Annotated in this window: 16 protein-coding genes; 4 read left to right on the top strand and 12 right to left on the bottom strand. The window is 54.1% G+C overall.

Going from position 1 to position 16,386, the window contains the following annotated elements; genetic code table 11:
• Nucleotides 1–69 precede the first annotated feature (69 nt).
• From ACIPUG_RS11315 to fecI, 9 genes are all read right to left on the bottom strand, one after another.
• Nucleotides 70–549 carry an Hcp family type VI secretion system effector gene (locus tag ACIPUG_RS11315; RefSeq protein WP_039466971.1) on the bottom strand — a complete coding sequence of 160 codons (480 nt, stop codon included), beginning with the start codon at nt 547–549 and terminating at the stop codon, nt 70–72.
• Nucleotides 550–876: 327 nt separating this feature from the next.
• Nucleotides 877–1,506: a glutathione S-transferase family protein gene (locus ACIPUG_RS11310; RefSeq protein WP_400338441.1), complete on the bottom strand. Its 630-nt coding sequence runs from the start codon at nt 1,504–1,506 to the stop codon at nt 877–879.
• A 196-nt stretch (nt 1,507–1,702) separates the two neighbouring features.
• Nucleotides 1,703–2,470 (bottom strand): Fe(3+) dicitrate ABC transporter ATP-binding protein FecE, encoded by a 768-nt coding sequence (fecE, locus tag ACIPUG_RS11305; RefSeq protein ID WP_400338440.1) that lies wholly within the window; start codon nt 2,468–2,470, stop codon nt 1,703–1,705.
• Nucleotides 2,471–3,430 (bottom strand): Fe(3+) dicitrate ABC transporter permease subunit FecD, encoded by a 960-nt coding sequence (gene fecD, locus ACIPUG_RS11300; protein ID WP_400338439.1) that lies wholly within the window; start codon nt 3,428–3,430, stop codon nt 2,471–2,473. It abuts the gene before it with no gap.
• Entirely contained in the window at nt 3,430–4,425 is a 996-nt protein-coding gene (fecC, locus tag ACIPUG_RS11295) for an iron-dicitrate ABC transporter permease FecC (protein WP_400338438.1), read from the bottom strand. The genes fecD and fecC overlap by 1 nt, the downstream gene beginning before the upstream one ends.
• Nucleotides 4,422–5,336, bottom strand: a complete 915-nt coding sequence (locus ACIPUG_RS11290) for a Fe(3+) dicitrate ABC transporter substrate-binding protein FecB (protein WP_039284095.1) — start codon at nt 5,334–5,336, stop codon at nt 4,422–4,424. The genes fecC and ACIPUG_RS11290 overlap by 4 nt, the downstream gene beginning before the upstream one ends.
• An 89-nt stretch (nt 5,337–5,425) precedes the next feature.
• Nucleotides 5,426–7,774 (bottom strand): TonB-dependent Fe(3+) dicitrate receptor FecA, encoded by a 2,349-nt coding sequence (gene fecA, locus ACIPUG_RS11285; protein ID WP_400338437.1) that lies wholly within the window; start codon nt 7,772–7,774, stop codon nt 5,426–5,428.
• Nucleotides 7,775–7,866: 92 nt separating this feature from the next.
• Entirely contained in the window at nt 7,867–8,823 is a 957-nt protein-coding gene (fecR, locus tag ACIPUG_RS11280) for a ferric citrate uptake sigma factor regulator FecR (RefSeq protein ID WP_400338436.1), read from the bottom strand.
• The gene (gene fecI / locus ACIPUG_RS11275) at nt 8,820–9,341 is read right to left on the bottom strand and encodes a ferric citrate uptake sigma factor FecI (RefSeq protein ID WP_094370026.1); all 522 of its coding nucleotides are present in this window, start codon (nt 9,339–9,341) and stop codon (nt 8,820–8,822) included. Before fecI ends, fecR begins: the two co-directional genes overlap by 4 nt.
• A 314-nt stretch (nt 9,342–9,655) precedes the next feature.
• On the opposite strand from fecI, the gene ACIPUG_RS11270 reads away from it, so the two are divergent.
• The 4 genes from ACIPUG_RS11270 (at nt 9,656) to ACIPUG_RS11255 (ending at nt 14,267) form a co-directional block, all read left to right on the top strand.
• Nucleotides 9,656–11,278, top strand: coding sequence for an EAL domain-containing protein (locus tag ACIPUG_RS11270; protein WP_400338435.1), 1,623 nt, complete (start codon nt 9,656–9,658; stop codon nt 11,276–11,278).
• A 120-nt stretch (nt 11,279–11,398) separates the two neighbouring features.
• Nucleotides 11,399–11,740 (top strand): zinc ribbon domain-containing protein YjdM, encoded by a 342-nt coding sequence (locus tag ACIPUG_RS11265; protein WP_014914475.1) that lies wholly within the window; start codon nt 11,399–11,401, stop codon nt 11,738–11,740.
• A 139-nt stretch (nt 11,741–11,879) separates the two neighbouring features.
• Nucleotides 11,880–12,965 carry a lytic murein transglycosylase B gene (gene mltB / locus ACIPUG_RS11260; protein ID WP_039510987.1) on the top strand — a complete coding sequence of 362 codons (1,086 nt, stop codon included), beginning with the start codon at nt 11,880–11,882 and terminating at the stop codon, nt 12,963–12,965.
• Nucleotides 12,966–13,541: 576 nt separating this feature from the next.
• Nucleotides 13,542–14,267 (top strand): sulfite exporter TauE/SafE family protein, encoded by a 726-nt coding sequence (locus tag ACIPUG_RS11255; RefSeq protein ID WP_400338434.1) that lies wholly within the window; start codon nt 13,542–13,544, stop codon nt 14,265–14,267.
• Here ACIPUG_RS11255 and ACIPUG_RS11250 read toward each other — a convergent pair.
• The 3 genes from ACIPUG_RS11250 to ACIPUG_RS11240 all read right to left on the bottom strand — a co-directional run bounded on the left by ACIPUG_RS11250 (nt 14,264) and on the right by ACIPUG_RS11240 (nt 16,386).
• Nucleotides 14,264–15,160: a LysR family transcriptional regulator gene (locus ACIPUG_RS11250; RefSeq protein WP_400338433.1), complete on the bottom strand. Its 897-nt coding sequence runs from the start codon at nt 15,158–15,160 to the stop codon at nt 14,264–14,266. The two genes, ACIPUG_RS11255 and ACIPUG_RS11250, sit on opposite strands and share 4 nt — an antisense overlap.
• Before the next feature lie 79 nt (nt 15,161–15,239).
• A complete protein-coding gene (locus ACIPUG_RS11245; RefSeq protein WP_039276240.1) occupies nt 15,240–15,947 on the bottom strand; it encodes a GGDEF domain-containing protein in 708 nt (235 codons plus the stop codon).
• Nucleotides 15,934–16,386, bottom strand: a complete 453-nt coding sequence (locus ACIPUG_RS11240; protein ID WP_039466925.1) for a DUF1987 domain-containing protein — start codon at nt 16,384–16,386, stop codon at nt 15,934–15,936. The genes ACIPUG_RS11245 and ACIPUG_RS11240 overlap by 14 nt, the downstream gene beginning before the upstream one ends.

Raw genomic sequence — 16,386 nt, 5'->3', positions numbered from 1 at the left:
TGTTGTTTTTTTATATGTGAAATATTCTAAATGGTATTAGCAATGTTTAGAATATTTCACTGTCAGATGTTAGTATTTTACTGTTTCCCATAAAATGTAAGAACTGGTTCTTGCTACTACATGCTCCCATTCGATTGATGCAAATTTAAAAGAAATGCTTTCATGAGGTTGAACCTCATTATGTGTTAATGAATTCGGATAATGAAATTGTATACCTGTAATAACTGCATCTCTCAGCACCATTTTAAAGTAGAGCTCGTTGCCACCGGATTGGGACGTTCTGTAAAACAGAAATTCACAGGTTAGTTTTTCGTTATCGCTTAATGCCTGAGCCAGAAGTGGGGTGGCTTTATCTATTGGCTTTCTTATTTCGACGGGATACAAAGAAACGTTATCTTGCCTCGTTATCTGATTCATTAATTCATAAACAAAAATTTCATCTTCATGGGAAGCCTGATATTTATTGCCGATGGAGTCTGCACTTGAACAGCCCGCAGAGATAAGACCTTGTTTGATGCCAGTGAGTTTTAGATAGATCAAATTCGCCATTATTTATTCCCTAATGTTATCCATAATCCTGCCCCATAAATCCTTTTTCCTTATGGGTGGGTAATTTCTGCATTTTTTAATCAATGAGTCAATAGCGGTTATCGTATGGTGTATATCACTTACCATGATTGATTTCTGAGGTGATTAACATGCTAATTATTTTTAACTTAACTAATCAGAGGAGGGCGGGAAGGACTATACAACTCTTTATATTGGGCTGATTTATCCGTGTGAAAAAGATAAGTGGAGGCCAGTTTTCCACAATAGTCTGGTCGCGCGAGGCGGTACGCAAGTATTCCCAATGGCGTGATGCCTCGCGCTGCTCCCTTATTCTGCGCGTGATTCAATGGCCTGAGTTTTTTGCCAGCTCGGCAGATTTTTCAGGCGCTGTGAGTAGCGCTGAATATTCGGGAAGCGCGTGCCGGGAACGAGTCTCTCCACGACGGTGTTAATAACAAAGCCCAGCATAATATCTGCGCCACTCAGCTTATCGCCCACGATAAATTCCCGTGAAGATAACGCATCGTCTAAGAATGAAAAGACTTTCTCGAATTCGTTGTCAGCGTAATCTTCGAGGAAATTCAGCGTGGTGCCGGTATTCTTTTCAAACTCGCCAAAGATCTTCAATAAAACCGGGAGCATGGCGGAGCTTTCCGCAAAGTGTATCCATTGAAGGTAGTCAATGTATTCGGCCGCGCTTGCATCCGGGGCCAGGTGTTTTGCGTGGCGATTGATCAGGTATTCAACGATAGCGCCGGATTCTGCGATGATCTTGCCATCCTCTTCAATCAACGGTGATTTACCTAAAGGATGGATCGCTCTCAAGGAGGCCGGTGCTAAATGCGTTTTTTCATCCCGCTGATATCTGACAAGCTCATAAGGTATCCCTGCTTCTTCAAACAGCCAGAGGATACGCACAGACCGTGAATCATTAAGATGATGCAATTTTAATCCCATATCACGCTTCCTTAAGTCCTGATGGTTTGAGCTGATCGCTATGATGTTGTTTCCATTACGCGTATTGATCGCATGTCACACAGGCAGAGTAGCGGTTCTGCTGGCTCACGGCTAACAAGGCTATTTTTGAGGGGGCATAAATATTTTTATGAGATGGTTATGCCCACGAATGCTGGATAAAAAACATGACCCGCTATCACCGCACCACACACATCGGTTGTCCTGAAACGGGTTCGGCGTGGATCTCCGCATCAATGCTGAACACCTGCTGTAGTAATGCCGGTTTCATTACCTCGTGCGGTGAGCCCTGCGCCATCACACGTCCACCTGCCAGCATCACCAGATGATCGCAGTAGCGGCTGGCCTGATTCAGATCGTGCAGGACGGTCACGACCGTTTTGCCAGCCTGATTGAGTTCATGCAGCAGCTTCATTAACTCGACCTGATGATTGATATCGAGGTAGGTTGTCGGTTCATCGAGCAGGACGACGGGCGTATCCTGCGCCAGCAGCATCGCCAGAAACGCCCGCTGACGCTGTCCACCGGACAAATCGGTTAACCGTTTGTCGGCGAGGTCGACGATGTGCGTCTTCTCCATTGCGAGCTGCACGCGCTGGCGATCGTCCTGCGATAACCGTCCCCACAGTGATAGCCAAGGGCTGCGCCCGTAGGCCACCATGTCACGCACGGTGATCCCCTCTGGCGTCAAATGCTGCTGCGGTAACAGCGCCAGATGGCGTGAGAGTTGGCGGGCAGAAAACGCAGAGAGCGGCTTGCCGTCGAGCTGAATAGCGCCGGATTCCGGGGTAAGCAGCTTGGCAAAACACTTCAGCAGCGTTGACTTGCCGCAGCCGTTGGGGCCGAGCAGGGCGGTAATTTTTCCGGCGGGCAGCGACAGCGACAATCCGTCAAGAATACGCTTGTCGCCATAGCCCGCCGTCAGGTTTTGTGTTGTCAGTTCCATTTAGCGCATTCTCACGAGAAGCCAAAAAAACCAGGGCGCGCCGATAATGGCAGTGAGCACCCCTGCGGGTAATTCCATCGGCGGGTTTAGCGTGCGCGCCAGCAGATCGGCCAGCAGCAGTACCAACGCACCGGCAACGGCAGAAGTTGGGAGGAGCCAACGGTGCCGCCCTCCCACCAGATAGCGGATCAGATGCGGCACCACGAGGCTAATAAAGCCGATAGGCCCGCACACGGCCACGCTGGTTGCGGCGAGCGCGACGGCGAGCGCTAACCCCCAAAGCTGAATGCGTCCGATATTCACGCCCAGCGTGCTGGCGCGGTCGTCGCCCAGCGCGAGCAAATCCAGATCGCGGCAAAAACGTAGGCTGAGCGGAATCAATACGCAGAGGACAGGTAGCGCGACCATGACGAATGACCAGTCACGTCCCCACAGGCTACCCGTCAGCCACAGCAGCGCGTTGTTGATATCCTGCGGACGGGAGAGAATCAGGTAGTCGGTGACGCTTGCCCAGGTGGCAGACAGCGCGACGCCGATGAGTGCCAGCCGCATCGGGGATGATGTTCCCGCGATGATCCGTAGGAGCAGCAGCCCGGCGATGCCCCCGATAAACGCGAGCAGCGGTAACCAGATCACGGGCAGCGCAGGCACCAGCATCAGTGCGCCGACGGTTGCCAGACTCGCCGCGTGGTTCACGCCGAGAATATCCGGCGATGCTAGCGGGTTACGCACAATCCCTTGCACCAGCACGCCGGAAATAGCCAGTGCTGCGCCGACGAACAGCGCCAGCAGCACGCGGGGCAAACGGTATTGGGTCAGTACATAGTGGTGTTCGCTGGCGTTGTGCCAGCCGCTCATCAGCGCCGACCACGGCAGCGGAATCGCGCCCATACGCAGCGACAGAATGCTGGTGGCGAGTAGCAGCAGCGTAATCGAGATGAACACAATCATGGGGCGCATTATCCTCGCCTCCTTGCCAGCCACACGAAACAGGGAGCGCCGATCAGTGCCAGTACCGCGCCAGCAGGCAGTTCACCCGGCCAGGCGAGCGCACGGGCAAGCAGATCGGCCAGTAACATAAACGCCGCACCCATCAGCATGCTCATGGGGAGCAGCTTTCTTTGGTCGTAACCGATCCAGAAACGCGCCAGATGCGGAATTAACAGACCGATAAACGCGACCGGACCGGAGACGCTCACGCAGGCACCCACCAGAATCAGCACAGCCAGATTGAGGATCAGGCGCAGACGACCTAAGTTGACGCCCAGCGTGTGGGCGCTCACGTCACCGATGTTCAGCAGATTAAGCTGGTTAGACAGCAGCAGGACAATCGGGGTGACAATGATGACAAACGGGAAGAGTTGCCAGAACTCCACCCAGCGCGCGTGCGATACGCCACCCGCCAGCCAGTAAAAAATGCCATAGGCGTGATCTTCCGCTAGCAGAAGCGTAATCCGCGTTAAGGCCATGCACAGCGCGGAAAGCGCGACGCCCGCCAGAATCAGCCGATTGCGATCGAGCGTTTGTCGCCAGCCGCCGCCTGCGGCCATCACCATCAGCCAGCACAGGCCGCCGCCGCAGGCGGCAACAAAGGCGATAGGGTAACCGGAGAGTGAAGAGCTGAATGCGCTGGTCAGCGCCATTGCCAGCGCCGCGCCGCTGTTGATGCCGAGCAGAGAAGGAGAAGCCAGAGGATTATGGGTCAACGTCTGAAGCTGGGCACCGGACAATGCCAGACTGGCGCCGATCAGTACGGCAACCAGACTGCGTGGCAGGCGCAGGTTGAGCACGAGCGCCTCGGGGAGCGAAGAGGACGATCCCGTCAACAGCGCCTTGAGGGCACTCAAGGCAGGGATGGGGATCGCGGAATAACAGAACAGGCTAAGCCAGAACACGCTCAGCAGTGCCGCTATTGGCAATCCCCAACGCCAGAATGGGTGAAAACTTTGCCTCATTGCTCGCTGCTGACGCTAACGGGCTGGTGCTTAAAAATTTTCACCGTATCGCTGCCGATGCGTTCCGCGGCAAAAATACCGCGCATCCGCGCCCAGGCATTGCTGTCAACGGCGGCAATCTGCTGCTTTTGCTGCGCTTCCAGCAGGTTCCAGAGCGTATCCTGCTGCCAACGTTTCACAATACTTTCTTCGCGATAGTGCGTCACGATCAGCCACTGTGGGTTAATCGCCAGCAGCTGTTCCAGATTGATGGAAGCCATCGGCGCATTGTTAATGGGTTTCGGGACGTTCAGGCCAAGTGCGGCCAGCACGCTGCCGGTGTAGGCATCGCTGGAGTACAGGTTAAACTGCTGCTCGCGTGAGGTGCCGAAGACCACATTTGTGCCTTGGGGAAGCTGGGCGGCGTAGGCCTTCATCGTCTCGCGATGCTGGGCCAGACGAGCCTGCATCACGCTGTCTTTCCCCAACACCTTGCCGATGATCTCCGCTGAGTGCAGGTTCTCTTCATAGGTTTCGTTGCGCGACTTCAGCAGCAGCACCGGCGCAATCGCTTTCAGCGCCGTGTAAATGCCGCTATGACGGCTGCTGTCGGCGATAATCAAATCCGGCTTCAATGCGCTGATGGCTTCCAGGCTTGGCTGTGCGCGCGTGCCTACGGAATGCCAGGGGTTAAGGTGTTCGCGGACTTCTGTCAGGATCCGATCGGGATCGTTGTCATCGGCGATGCCGACCGGGCTGACATCTATTGCTGCCAGCGCATCGGCAAAAGACAGTTCCAGCACCACAATACGCTGAGGCGGCGTGTCGAGCGTAAAGGAACCTTGTTCATCCTGCACGGTTACCGCATTGGCGCGGCCCAGTCCGAACAGGCAAAGCGTGGTAATCAGTGCAACGCGAAGTAGAGCAGACATAGCGTAACCCCACAGTGGTCATTATCGTGATCGAATAAGTCATGATCGTTAGTCAGGCCGGGCGGCTGCCCGGCGAGCGCGTATGGCGATCAGAATTTCAGCGAGCCCTGCATATAGAAGGTGCGGGGCTGACCGGCATAAATCCCTTTGTTGTTGTCATCGCTGTTCGAGCGTGTGTAGTAATCGTGGTCGAACAGGTTTTTCACACCAAAGGCCAGATTGAGATCGGAGAACTGCGGGCCAAAGTCGTAAGCTGCGCGTGCGCCCCACAGCATAAAGCCGGGGATACGTCCGGCGCTGCCATCGGCGCTTTCGGCAACGGTGTTAGCGTTATCGGCGAACTGGCTGGATTGGAACTCGCTGTTCAGGTTGAACGTCCAGTTGCCCGGCTGATAATCGACGCCGAATCCTCCCCGGTGTTTTGAAGAGAAGGGCACCTGATTGCCGTAGGTATCGCCCGCTTCGCGAATTTCAGCATTCACATAGGCATAGCGCGCATAAACTGACACCGCGTCCAAGCGGGGTGACAGCTCGGAGAAATGATAACGAGCCTGTGTTTCCAGCCCGGAATGACGGGTTTTTCCCCGCGTGGTGACGGTGTTGTTGGTCTGATTGGAGTCATACTGGTTATTGAAGTTAACCAGAAAAACGCCCATTTCTGCCGTCAGCGCGCCGTCGTCGTAGCGGGAACCGACTTCCCAGGTGCGCGCTTTTTCTGGTTCCACTTTGCCGCTTTGAGCAGCCTTGCCAATTCGGCTGTACTGTACGGTGCCGAATGATCCTTCGGTGTTTGCATAAAGATTCCAACTCTCGTTAACGTGGTAGAGCACGTTCAAGGCAGGCAGCGGGGCGTTGTAGCTGACCGCTTCGCCTGTGCCTTTCAGCGTGTTGTCCTGATGAGATTTGATGTGCTCAAAGCGCATTCCCGGCGTAATCGTCCAGTTGCCGATATCAACGCGGTCGTCGATGTACCAGGCGTGCGCTTCTGTACCCGCACGGGTTTCGCGGTCGATAGGGCTGCTGGCGCTTGGCAGCGTCTTGCTGGCGGTGCTGGTGAAGTAACGCACCTCATGGGTGGATTCGCTGACATAACGGTAGCCGACGCCCACTTCATGAGCGGAAGAGCCGAGGGTAAAACTTTGGCTGTAGCGCGGTTCGATGCCACGTACCCAATATTCACGTGGCGACAGGGTAATGATGGAATTCTGTTCCAGATAGCCGCTGCGCAGCGTGCGCGTGTAGAAACCCTGAATATTGAATTTATGCTGCTGATCCGGCTGGTATTGATAGCCCAGACTGGCGAGCTGACGACGCCCCCAGAAGCGATCGTACGGACGCGTTGACTGCCAGCGGTCCGCATTGTAATCGGCACGCGACAGGCCGCCTGGCATATCGGCGCTGCCATCGTAATATTGCAGCAGGCTGTTAAACGTGTGCACGTCGTTTGGCGCGTAGCGGCTTTTCAGCATCACGTCGTCAATGCGCGTCGCGCTGTGCTCGCGCCAGTCGCTGCCGCGCGTGCCGGAATAGAGCAGCGCTGAACCAAAACCGTTATCCGCCGTGCCGCCAACCAGCAGGTTGTGCGTTTCTTTCGGGTTGTGCTGTGAAGACGTCGGGCTGTGTTGACCTTCTATGCCAGCGCTCATGCCAAATTCTTTCGGGATCGCCCGGGTGACGAAGTTCACGACGCCGCCGACGCTCTGTGGTCCGTAGCGCACGGCACCGCCGCCGCGCACGACATCAATGGCGTCCATATTGCCAAGTGAGATGGGCGCGAGGGAAAGCTGTGGCTGACCGTAGGGCGCAAACGGCACCGGAATGCCGTCCATCAGCACGGTGGAACGGCTGGCAAGGCGCGGGCTGAGACCGCGAATACCAAAATTCATGGCCAGATCGTGGCTGCCCGTGCCGTTATTTTCCGGCGCATACACGCCCGGCATACGGTTTAAGACATCGCGCATCGTGGTGGCACCGGTCTTGGCGAAGTCCTCACGACGGATGACATCGCGTGCGCCGGCGTGTTCAAAGATGTCATTTTCACGCGCTTCCCCCAACCAGTCGCCCACGACCGTCAGCGTTTCTTCCGCTGCCGTAGGGATCGGTTCCAGCGTCCAGGCGTTATCGCCCAGCGCCTTGAGTTGCAGACCGCTACCCGCTAGCAGGGCTTTCAGACCGCCGTCAAGGGTGTAGTCACCGTGCAGGCCGTTGCTGCGTTTTCCCTGCGTCAGGCTGGCATCGACCGACAACGTAATCCCGCTACGGGCGGCATAGTGGTTGAGCGCTTTGTCTAACTCGCCAGCAGCAATATCGTAGCGTGCGGTGGTGGGAGCCGTCGCGGCGTGGGCCATCCCTGTCGTAAGACCGACCGTCGACAACAGGCTGAGCTGTATCGCCATGGCTAAAGGGGTTGCTTTACGAAAGGCGCGTAAGAGCGTCATAACATCTCCATCATCATTTTTGTTCTATGCACCTAAGTCGAACGAGAGGGAGAAAAAGGACAATCAAGAATGATAATTTTTTTCGTTATCGTTTAGTTTGCGGGAAGGATATTGACCCAGTAACGAGTAATGTACTGAATTTTAACAGGAAGTGTTTTCTCGATGACCTGTAACACCGTATCGGTATTTTTCAGCGGGAAGGTGCCGCTTAACCGCAGCGTCGCGACCTCTGGGCTACAGCGCAGCACGCCGTGACGATAGCGCGATAACGTCGCTATCACGTCTCCGAGCGGCTTATTGCTGAAACTGAGAATGCCCTGCGCCCAGTTGCTGTCTTCTTCCTCTGCGGATTGGATTTCACCCAGAGCCCGCGCGCTGAAGCGCAGGCTTTCGCCCTGATGCACGATGCGCTCTTGGGTCGGATCGTCGGCCAGTACGACTTTCACCGCATGATGTTGCACGCTCAGTAGCGTGCTGTCGGCTTCCTGACGGACCGTAAATTCAGTGCCGAGTGCGGTTAATTGCCCGTGTCGTGTTTGCACGTAGAAAGGGCGACTGCTGGCATCCTGTCCGGTGGTAATCGCGATTTCGCCGTACCAGAGGTGAATACGCCGCTGCTGTGGATCGAAGCGAACATCGACGGCGCTGTCGGTGTTCAGCGAAAGCAACGTGCCGTCTTCCAGACGCTGCTGACGGATTGCCCCTTTTGCCGTGGTGTAATCGGCGCGAAGGCCCGTTCCGGTGTCGGAACGCCAAAGCTGCCACCCGCCACCAACGCCCAACAGCAGCAAAAGACCTTTCATCACTCGGCGGCGAGTAAGCTGCGTATCCTGAAGGGCGCGGTGGGCTACGTTGCCAGGCACGACGTTCATCTGGCTGCGCAGATTTTCTACCTGCGACCAGGCCCACTGGTGATCCCGATTTTGCGCATACCACTGCTGCCATTTCTCAGTTTGCTGAGGGCTCACGCGTTCGTCGTTCAGTACCGCATACCAATGCGAGGCGGAGCGCAAGGCCTGACGCTGGGAATCGGTTAGCGTCAGGCTCACAGCCCGTGCTCCAGACGGAACAGCAGGCAATGCTCCGTGGCTTTGGCAACGTATTTTTTGACGGAGCTGACGGAGACATTCAGCCGTGTGGCGATCTCTGCGTAGGCCATGCCATCAAGCTGGGAAAGCAAAAACGCCTGTCGTGCTTTGTGGCTCAGGCCATCGAGCATGAGATCCACCTGCTGGAGCGTCTCAAGCTGCTGTTGCTGGATCTCTGGTGAGGGCGCAAGCGCCTCCGGCAACTGCGCCAGCCTATCCAGATAGGCTTTTTCCAGCGCATTGCGGCGGAAGAGATCGACCATCACGCGTTTGGCAACGGTACACAGGAAGGATTTAGGATCACGGATTGCGGTCAGCGACTCGCCGTTCATCACGCGCAGAAAAGTGTCCTGAGCAATATCATCGGCGTCAAAAGAGGATTGCAGCTTGCCCGTTAGCCAGTGCTTCAGCCAGCCATGATGCGAACCATAGAGCGATTCGAGCGTCAGTTCAGCAGAGGGCGTGGCGTGGTCAGATATCATGGGCAGAAATAGAAAAAACGTATCGACGGTCAATAATAGGGCGCTATGTTAATATGATAATGGTTCTCATTACAATTAAATCACAGCGCGATAGTGATAAGAAAAAAGTGATAGAAAGCAACTGGCTGTTTTCTAAGGTAAATAGGAAAGCAAATAGAAAAGCAAATAGCGATGTCGCCTTTGCCTGAGAGGCGCTGCGGAACCCGACGGTTACCGATGTCTTAAAATCAGAATTATTTGAGATATCGATACATTGTGGGAGAGGGTTGTGTGCTATGTTGGATTCTTCATAATAATGATGCGTCGCTCCTATGAAAAAAAGCCTGCTAGCCTATTTTCAAACGCTCTATTTTAAGAAAAGCTTTTTCTTATTATCCTCCAGCCTGTTTTTTACTCTGGTGGCGCTTTTTGCGTTAGTGCTTACGGCTTATTCAACGTTTTCGCTCAGGCAGTTTGAACGCGAAGTGGATGATTTTTCTAACGTTACGGTTGAACATGCCGGGAGAATTATTCAGCAGGCCACCTCCGCACTTGATATTTTAGAAGAAGGCTTTCCACCTTATTGTGATAATTTTCATTTGGGTTTATTGCGAAAGGTGGCTTACGACAATGATTATATTCAGGATGTAGTCTATATCGATGGGAATCGGCCGCGCTGTTCTTCGATGATGAACGACATTAATACGATGTTTCTTCCGGAACCCGATTTTCGTTATAAAGATATCTATAACATCTGGTATAAAGTTGAAAGTCCGCTGAATAAAAATAAGCCGATGATTTATGTTGGTGCCACGCGTCATCTTGTGGTGTTGAATCCACGCTCATTTCTGGATGTGCCTTCCTACAGCTATAATATCCGGTACGCATTACTGGAGAAAAATAAGCTGGACGGCCGGGTTATTCTGTCGGATTCGATGAGTAGCTCTATTTATTCCCGTTTGACCGCAGGGGGAAATAATCCCGATAGATTTTATATTGACGATAAATATTACGTCCTGAAACCGCTGCCAGATAGCGATCTGGCTTTGATGGTCAGGGCGGATAAACCCGTGAAACTTTCATTCTACCTAACGATTTTCTTCTCTGCTTTGCCCATTTTTATGCTGATTTCCCTGCTGCTGTCCGAGGTTATCTCCAGAAAGTCACTGGTCATTCAAAGCCCGCGCTATGTTCTCAATCAGGCGCTGAGGCAAAAAGAGTTTGAATTGCATTATCAGCCGATTATTAAATTGGATACCGCTCAGGTCGTGGGGTGTGAAGCCCTGATACGCTGGCGTCATTCGGATGGACGCCTGATTACGCCGGATTCTTTCATTCCCATGATTCGTCAGGTTGGGCTAATGAAAGACTTAACGTTTTTCGTTATCAATGAGGCGCTACAAACGGCCAGCGTGCTGAGACAGCGTTATCCTGAGATGTTTGTCTCTATCAATCTTGAAGCGGCGGAGTTTGAAGATATTGATGTTTTCAATTATCTCGTGGAGCAGGTTGCCATATACGAGCTCGACGGTGCTAATGTTAATGTCGAATTAACCGAATCATCGATGATCGAACCCCAGAAAGCGGCGCCGATGGTAGAGCTGTATCAACAAAAAGGCATTGATGTCGCGATTGATGATTTTGGTACTGGCTATTCCGGGCTGTCGTATCTTGAGCGGGTAAAAGCCAACAAGCTTAAAATCGACAAGTCCTTTGTCGGGAATATTAGTGACCATTCACCGACTGATATTGTGCTGTCTCATATTGTCAGCATGGCGCACTGCCTTAATCTGCATATTGTTGCCGAAGGGATTGAGACTCCGGCTCAGGAAGCCTATCTGAAAAGCCTTGGTGTCGCTTATGCGCAGGGCTGGCTGTATTCCAAAGCGCTAACGCAAGAAGACTTGCTTGCGTTTCTGGCGGCAAGAAGCGAAACGGTATTGGAAGGACAGTAAAGTCACGATAAACGCGGCTTGACTATCAAAAATACGCATAAAAGGGTAAAATATCGAAAATATGGTAGTTACCTAATGATATTTATTGCTTTTTTATTGTGAATTTTTCAGGAGTTTATCATGCAACAGTTACCTCATTGTCCAAAATGCAGTTCTGAATATACTTGGCAAGAGGGCGAAATGCTTAACTGCCCAGAATGCGGAAATGAGTGGTCGGCGGCAGGTGATGCGCCAGCGCAGGATGACGCTTTAGTGGTGAAAGATGCCAACGGCAACCTGCTGGCGGATGGCGATACGGTAACGGTCATTAAAGACCTGAAAGTCAAAGGCAGCTCAACGCCGCTGAAAATCGGCACCCGTGTGAAGGGCATTCGTCTGGTGGAAGGCGATCACAATATTGATTGTAAAATCGACGGCTTCGGCCCGATGAAGCTGAAGTCCGAGTTCGTGAAGAAAAACTGATTCGGATGTAATAACGCGCGCGTCGACCTTCTATTTGAGCGGCGCGCGGCATTTTTTTCACCTCTGGCTGGTTTTTTCACATCAGACAATCCTTTACCATAGCCTGTATTGATTTCTTACCTGGCTATACGGATATCTGATGCGTCATTTGGTTCGTTTTCTCCCTCTGCTCGTTTTGCTCTCGGCCTGTAGCAGTCAGCCGGCCCCTCCTCCCGCAGAAGCGCCTTCAGGTAATCCTTTTAAAGGTGGCTTCCTGCTTGAACCCGCACACAATGTTCATCCGCTAGGCGGTGATTTTGCGACTAACCCGGCTACCGCGCGGTTTGTCGATAAAATGGTGCTGGAGCATGGCTTTAACCGCCAGCAGCTGCATGATGTGCTGGTGCAGGCGAAAAGTCTGGATTGGGTGATCCGCCTGATGGATAAACAAGCCCCGACATCGCGCCCGCCTTCAGGGCCGAACGGTGCCTGGAACCGCTACCGCAATCAGTTTATTACGCCAGACAACGTGCAGAACGGCGTGGCGTTCTGGAATCAATATCAGGATGCGCTACAGCGCGCTCAGAACATTTACGGCGTTCCGCCTGAGATCATCGTTGGCATTATTGGTGTTGAAACCCGCTGGGGCCGAGTGATGGGGAAAACGCGCATCATTGATGCACTGGCCACGCTGGCGTTTGATTACCCGCGACGTGCCGATTACTTTGCGGGCGAGCTGGAAACCTTCCTGCTGATGGCGCGTAAAGAAGGCAACGATCCGCTCAGCCTGCGCGGTTCTTACGCGGGCGCGATGGGCTATGGGCAGTTTATGCCGTCATCCTTCAAGAACTACGCGGTGGATTTCGACGGGAACGGACATACCAACCTGTGGGATCCGGTGGACGCGATTGGCAGCGTAGCCAATTATTTCAAAGCACACGGGTGGGTGAAAGGCGCGCCTGTGGCGGTGCAGGCAAACGGTCAGGCTCCGCTGCTCCCGAACGGTTTCAATACCCGCTACTCGCTCACGGAACTCCAGGCGGCGGGATTAACGCCACAGCATTCGTTGGCGGGATACAGTGAAGCCAGCCTGCTGCGGCTGGACATCGGCACGGGTTACCAATACTGGTACGGACTGCCGAACTTCTACACCATCACGCGCTACAACCACAGCACCCACTACGCGATGGCCGTATGGCAACTGGGTGAGGCCGTAGGCCGCGCACGACAGAACCAGAATTACTAAATTTTGTGGCTTGCTAATAACGGCTGACCACAATCTCTGGGCTGTTTCTTATACACGGTGTGGGATGCCAGCAGGATTGACTGTTATCGGGCGTAAAAAATTATGCATCGGTGGGCGTGGCCGCCGAGTGAGCGGCACGGATGCCGCGAAAGCCAGTGCCGCGTCGGACAAAAACGTCAGAGACGTTTTTGAACAGCACTTGTGCTGGCCCGAAGGGCGAGCCTCATTTATGGGGCGAGTAAACGCGTCACTCGTGGCTCGATTAGCGGTCATGAACACCGATGGCACCGCTTTAGCGGCATAATTTCCGCCAAAAGCCGGGGTTCATAGGGGGCTGGCGTAGCCCCCTATGTCGGGCGCGTGCTACGAGGTAGCATGAGAATAACGGTATTGTTGCGCACGAAACGGTCTCTGAGCCGGCATAAAGATGTGACTCCAAGACTCTTAATCCGCCCCCTACCTCAAATTTTCCCTGAATCACCCTCAATACAATCCGCATAGACACCAGTAGTGCCCTCATCAGACTATTCCTGCGTAGGGTTCTTCCTACTATGGTGCAACAAACCGAGGCGATGAATGACGACGATGATGGTGGTGTTCCTGCTGGCTGGCGTGGTGAAAGGCGTAATTGGTCTGGGATTGCCGACCATCGCGATGGGCCTGTTAACGTTGGTGATGCCCGCCGCCAGCGCGGCGGGGCTCTTGATTGTTCCTTCGCTAGTGACCAACATCTGGCAACTTGCCTGCGGCCCCGCCTTTCTCAACCTGATTAAACGGTTTTGGACGCTGTTTGCCGGGATCATTATTGGGACGTTCTGGAATGGTCTGCCGGCGTTAACCTCATCATCGTCATGGACCAGCGCGGCACTTGGCGGCATTTTAGTGGTTTATGGCCTGTGGGGCATCGTAGCGACCACCTTGCCACAGCCCGGTCGTCATGAAGTCTGGCTGTCGCCGCTGGTGGGTTATATCACCGGCGCTATCACGGCGGCAACGGGCGTCTTCGTCATTCCCGCCGTGCCTTACCTGCAATGCCTGCGGCTCAATAAAAACGATCTGGTGCAGGCGCTGGGGCTGGCGTTTACCGTCTCCACGCTGGGGCTGGCGCTACAGCTGATGCAGGGGATGGGGCTACAGGGCATCAATCTCTGGCAGTCGATGCTAGCGCTGATTCCCGCGCTGCTGGGCATGATGATAGGGCAACGCCTGCGCCACGCGATTAGCGAAGCGGTTTTTCGGCGCTGCTTCTTCATCGGGCTGATAGCACTGGGCGGATACATGGCCGCACGCGGGCTGCTTTAACCTGCTGCGTTCTCTGTCGTAATAAACGTCACGAAATCCTGAACATAGCCGGGCAGTGCGGAAAACTGGCGGGCGCAGATCACCAGATTACGCGTCGCCCAGTCGTCTGCGAGCGGGATCGTGCGAATCGCCAGCCGTTCCATCATGCGCTGTGCGGCATGTCGTGGAAGAATGCCAATACCGATACCGCTGTGAATCACCTGCGTGACGGCGTCGAAGCTGGCAAGACGCACGCGATAATTGAGGCGTTTTCCTAACCTTTTGGCATGTTCGTCAATGTGTTCCTGCAAAGCTGCGCCTTCGCTAAGCCCGATAAATTCGGCGTCGGCAATGGCGGAAAAGGTGAGCTGCTGTGCGTCAGACCAGATGCTGTCACGGGGAACGACAACCACCAGTTCGTCCTGACGAAACGGGCGCGTTTCCAGCCCGTCGAGCGGCACGGAATCGGCCACAATGCCAAGGTCGGCGGTTTGATTGCGAATCGCATCGACGATATCGCGACTGAGTTTTTCATTCACCGCCACGGATATCTGCGGGCAGACCACCAGATAGCGGCCCAGCAGGGCAGGCAAATATTCATTCAGCGCCGCAGAGTTGCACAGCAGCGGAATATGACCGCGCAGCCCTTTGCTGTACTGGTGTAATTCGCTGCGCATATGGTCTACCTGACGCAGGATAATGTGGGCATGGTGCGCCAGCGAAAAGCCCGCGTCGGTGAGCGAGACACCCGCCTTTGAGCGTAGCAGCAGCGGCACGCCAAGTTCATCTTCCATGCCCCGGATTCGCTCACTGGCGGCCTGCACGGTCAGGCTGGACGCCGCTGCGCCACCGGTAATGCTGCCTGCTTTCTGAGTATTGAGAAACAGCCGGAGATCGGTTAAATCGAATCGCATAGGGGAATCTGTCTCGGAGAAGCCGATACCCCCTATTATGGTCATGAGTCAGGGCGACAGCAATCGCCCTGCCTGCGACTTACTGAAACTCCACGCGATTTCTGCCTTTTTCCTTGGCCTGATAGAGCGCGGCATCTGCGGCACCGTAGAGCGCATCGAAACGGGTTTTCTGTGGGGCCCAGCTGACGCCAAAGCTGGCGGTGACGCGCTGTTGCGGCAGTACGCTGAGCGGCATTCTGTTGAGATCCTGATGCAGGCGGCTGGCGAGTGAGACGGCCTGCATGAGCGTGTGCCCTTCCAACAGGATAGTGAACTCTTCACCGCCGACGCGGCCAATGCTGCTGGTGGTATTCAGCACGTTCTGCACGCGCGAGACCAGATCGCAGATCACGGCGTCGCCAGTGGGGTGACCATAGGTGTCATTCACCTGTTTGAAATGATCGATATCCAGCACGATGAGCGCGGCCTGATTGCGCTCCAGCGCGTGGTTGATGCGTTCAATAATCGCGCCGCGGTTATACACGCTGGTCAGCGGATCGTGGCTGGCTTTGTATTCCAGCTCGACGGCCAGTTGATTGAGCTGCGCGTTCAGACGGTTCAGCTCTTTCTCCGCCCGGTCGCTGCGTGAAATCAGGCGGTGCGACTCGCGTACCAGCCGCTGATAGTGGTCGGTTAATGCCAGCAGCGTGTCGCGATAGACTTCGGCTGGTCTTTCCTGCTGGTTAGCAATGTTGCGCGCGGCGAGCAGAATGTCGTATTCCGGTGTAAACAATTCAATTGTGCTCATGATTATCACTCAAAATGGTGCTGTGAAAGGTCAGGGCAGGGAAATCGATGTGAAGCTCTTCACCAAATTCTTCCGCAATGTCGTCGTCTTTGTCGTAATACCAATACAGCGCAATTGAGAGCGTCTGTTCCGCAGCCTGATTAAGCAGATTGAATAAACTGAACAGCATCTTGGTGCTTGAACTGTTGAAGTAAATCAGGGAGACGTGAATTTCGATGCTCGGCAGTGCTCCATCCGGCGGCATCGTTTCCGCGTAGGTTGTTAACGCGTCCAGATATGCCTGAATCTCGGTGAGCAGCGGGCGATAAAACGCCGCGGCGTTCTCAGGGTAAGATTCGCCGGAAAGATAAAGACGGTGTGTGTCAAAGTGAAAATCAACCGTCGGGGTACAGGATGTCCCCGAAATATGGAGGTTGCTTAGGGTTGTTATATTTTTCAT

Origin of the sequence: Pectobacterium sp. CHL-2024, from assembly GCF_044751765.1 — a bacterium.
Taxonomy (GTDB): domain Bacteria; phylum Pseudomonadota; class Gammaproteobacteria; order Enterobacterales; family Enterobacteriaceae; genus Pectobacterium; species Pectobacterium brasiliense.
The sequence above is the reverse complement of the archived record's forward strand: the minus strand, read 5'-3'. Positions and strand labels throughout refer to the sequence as shown.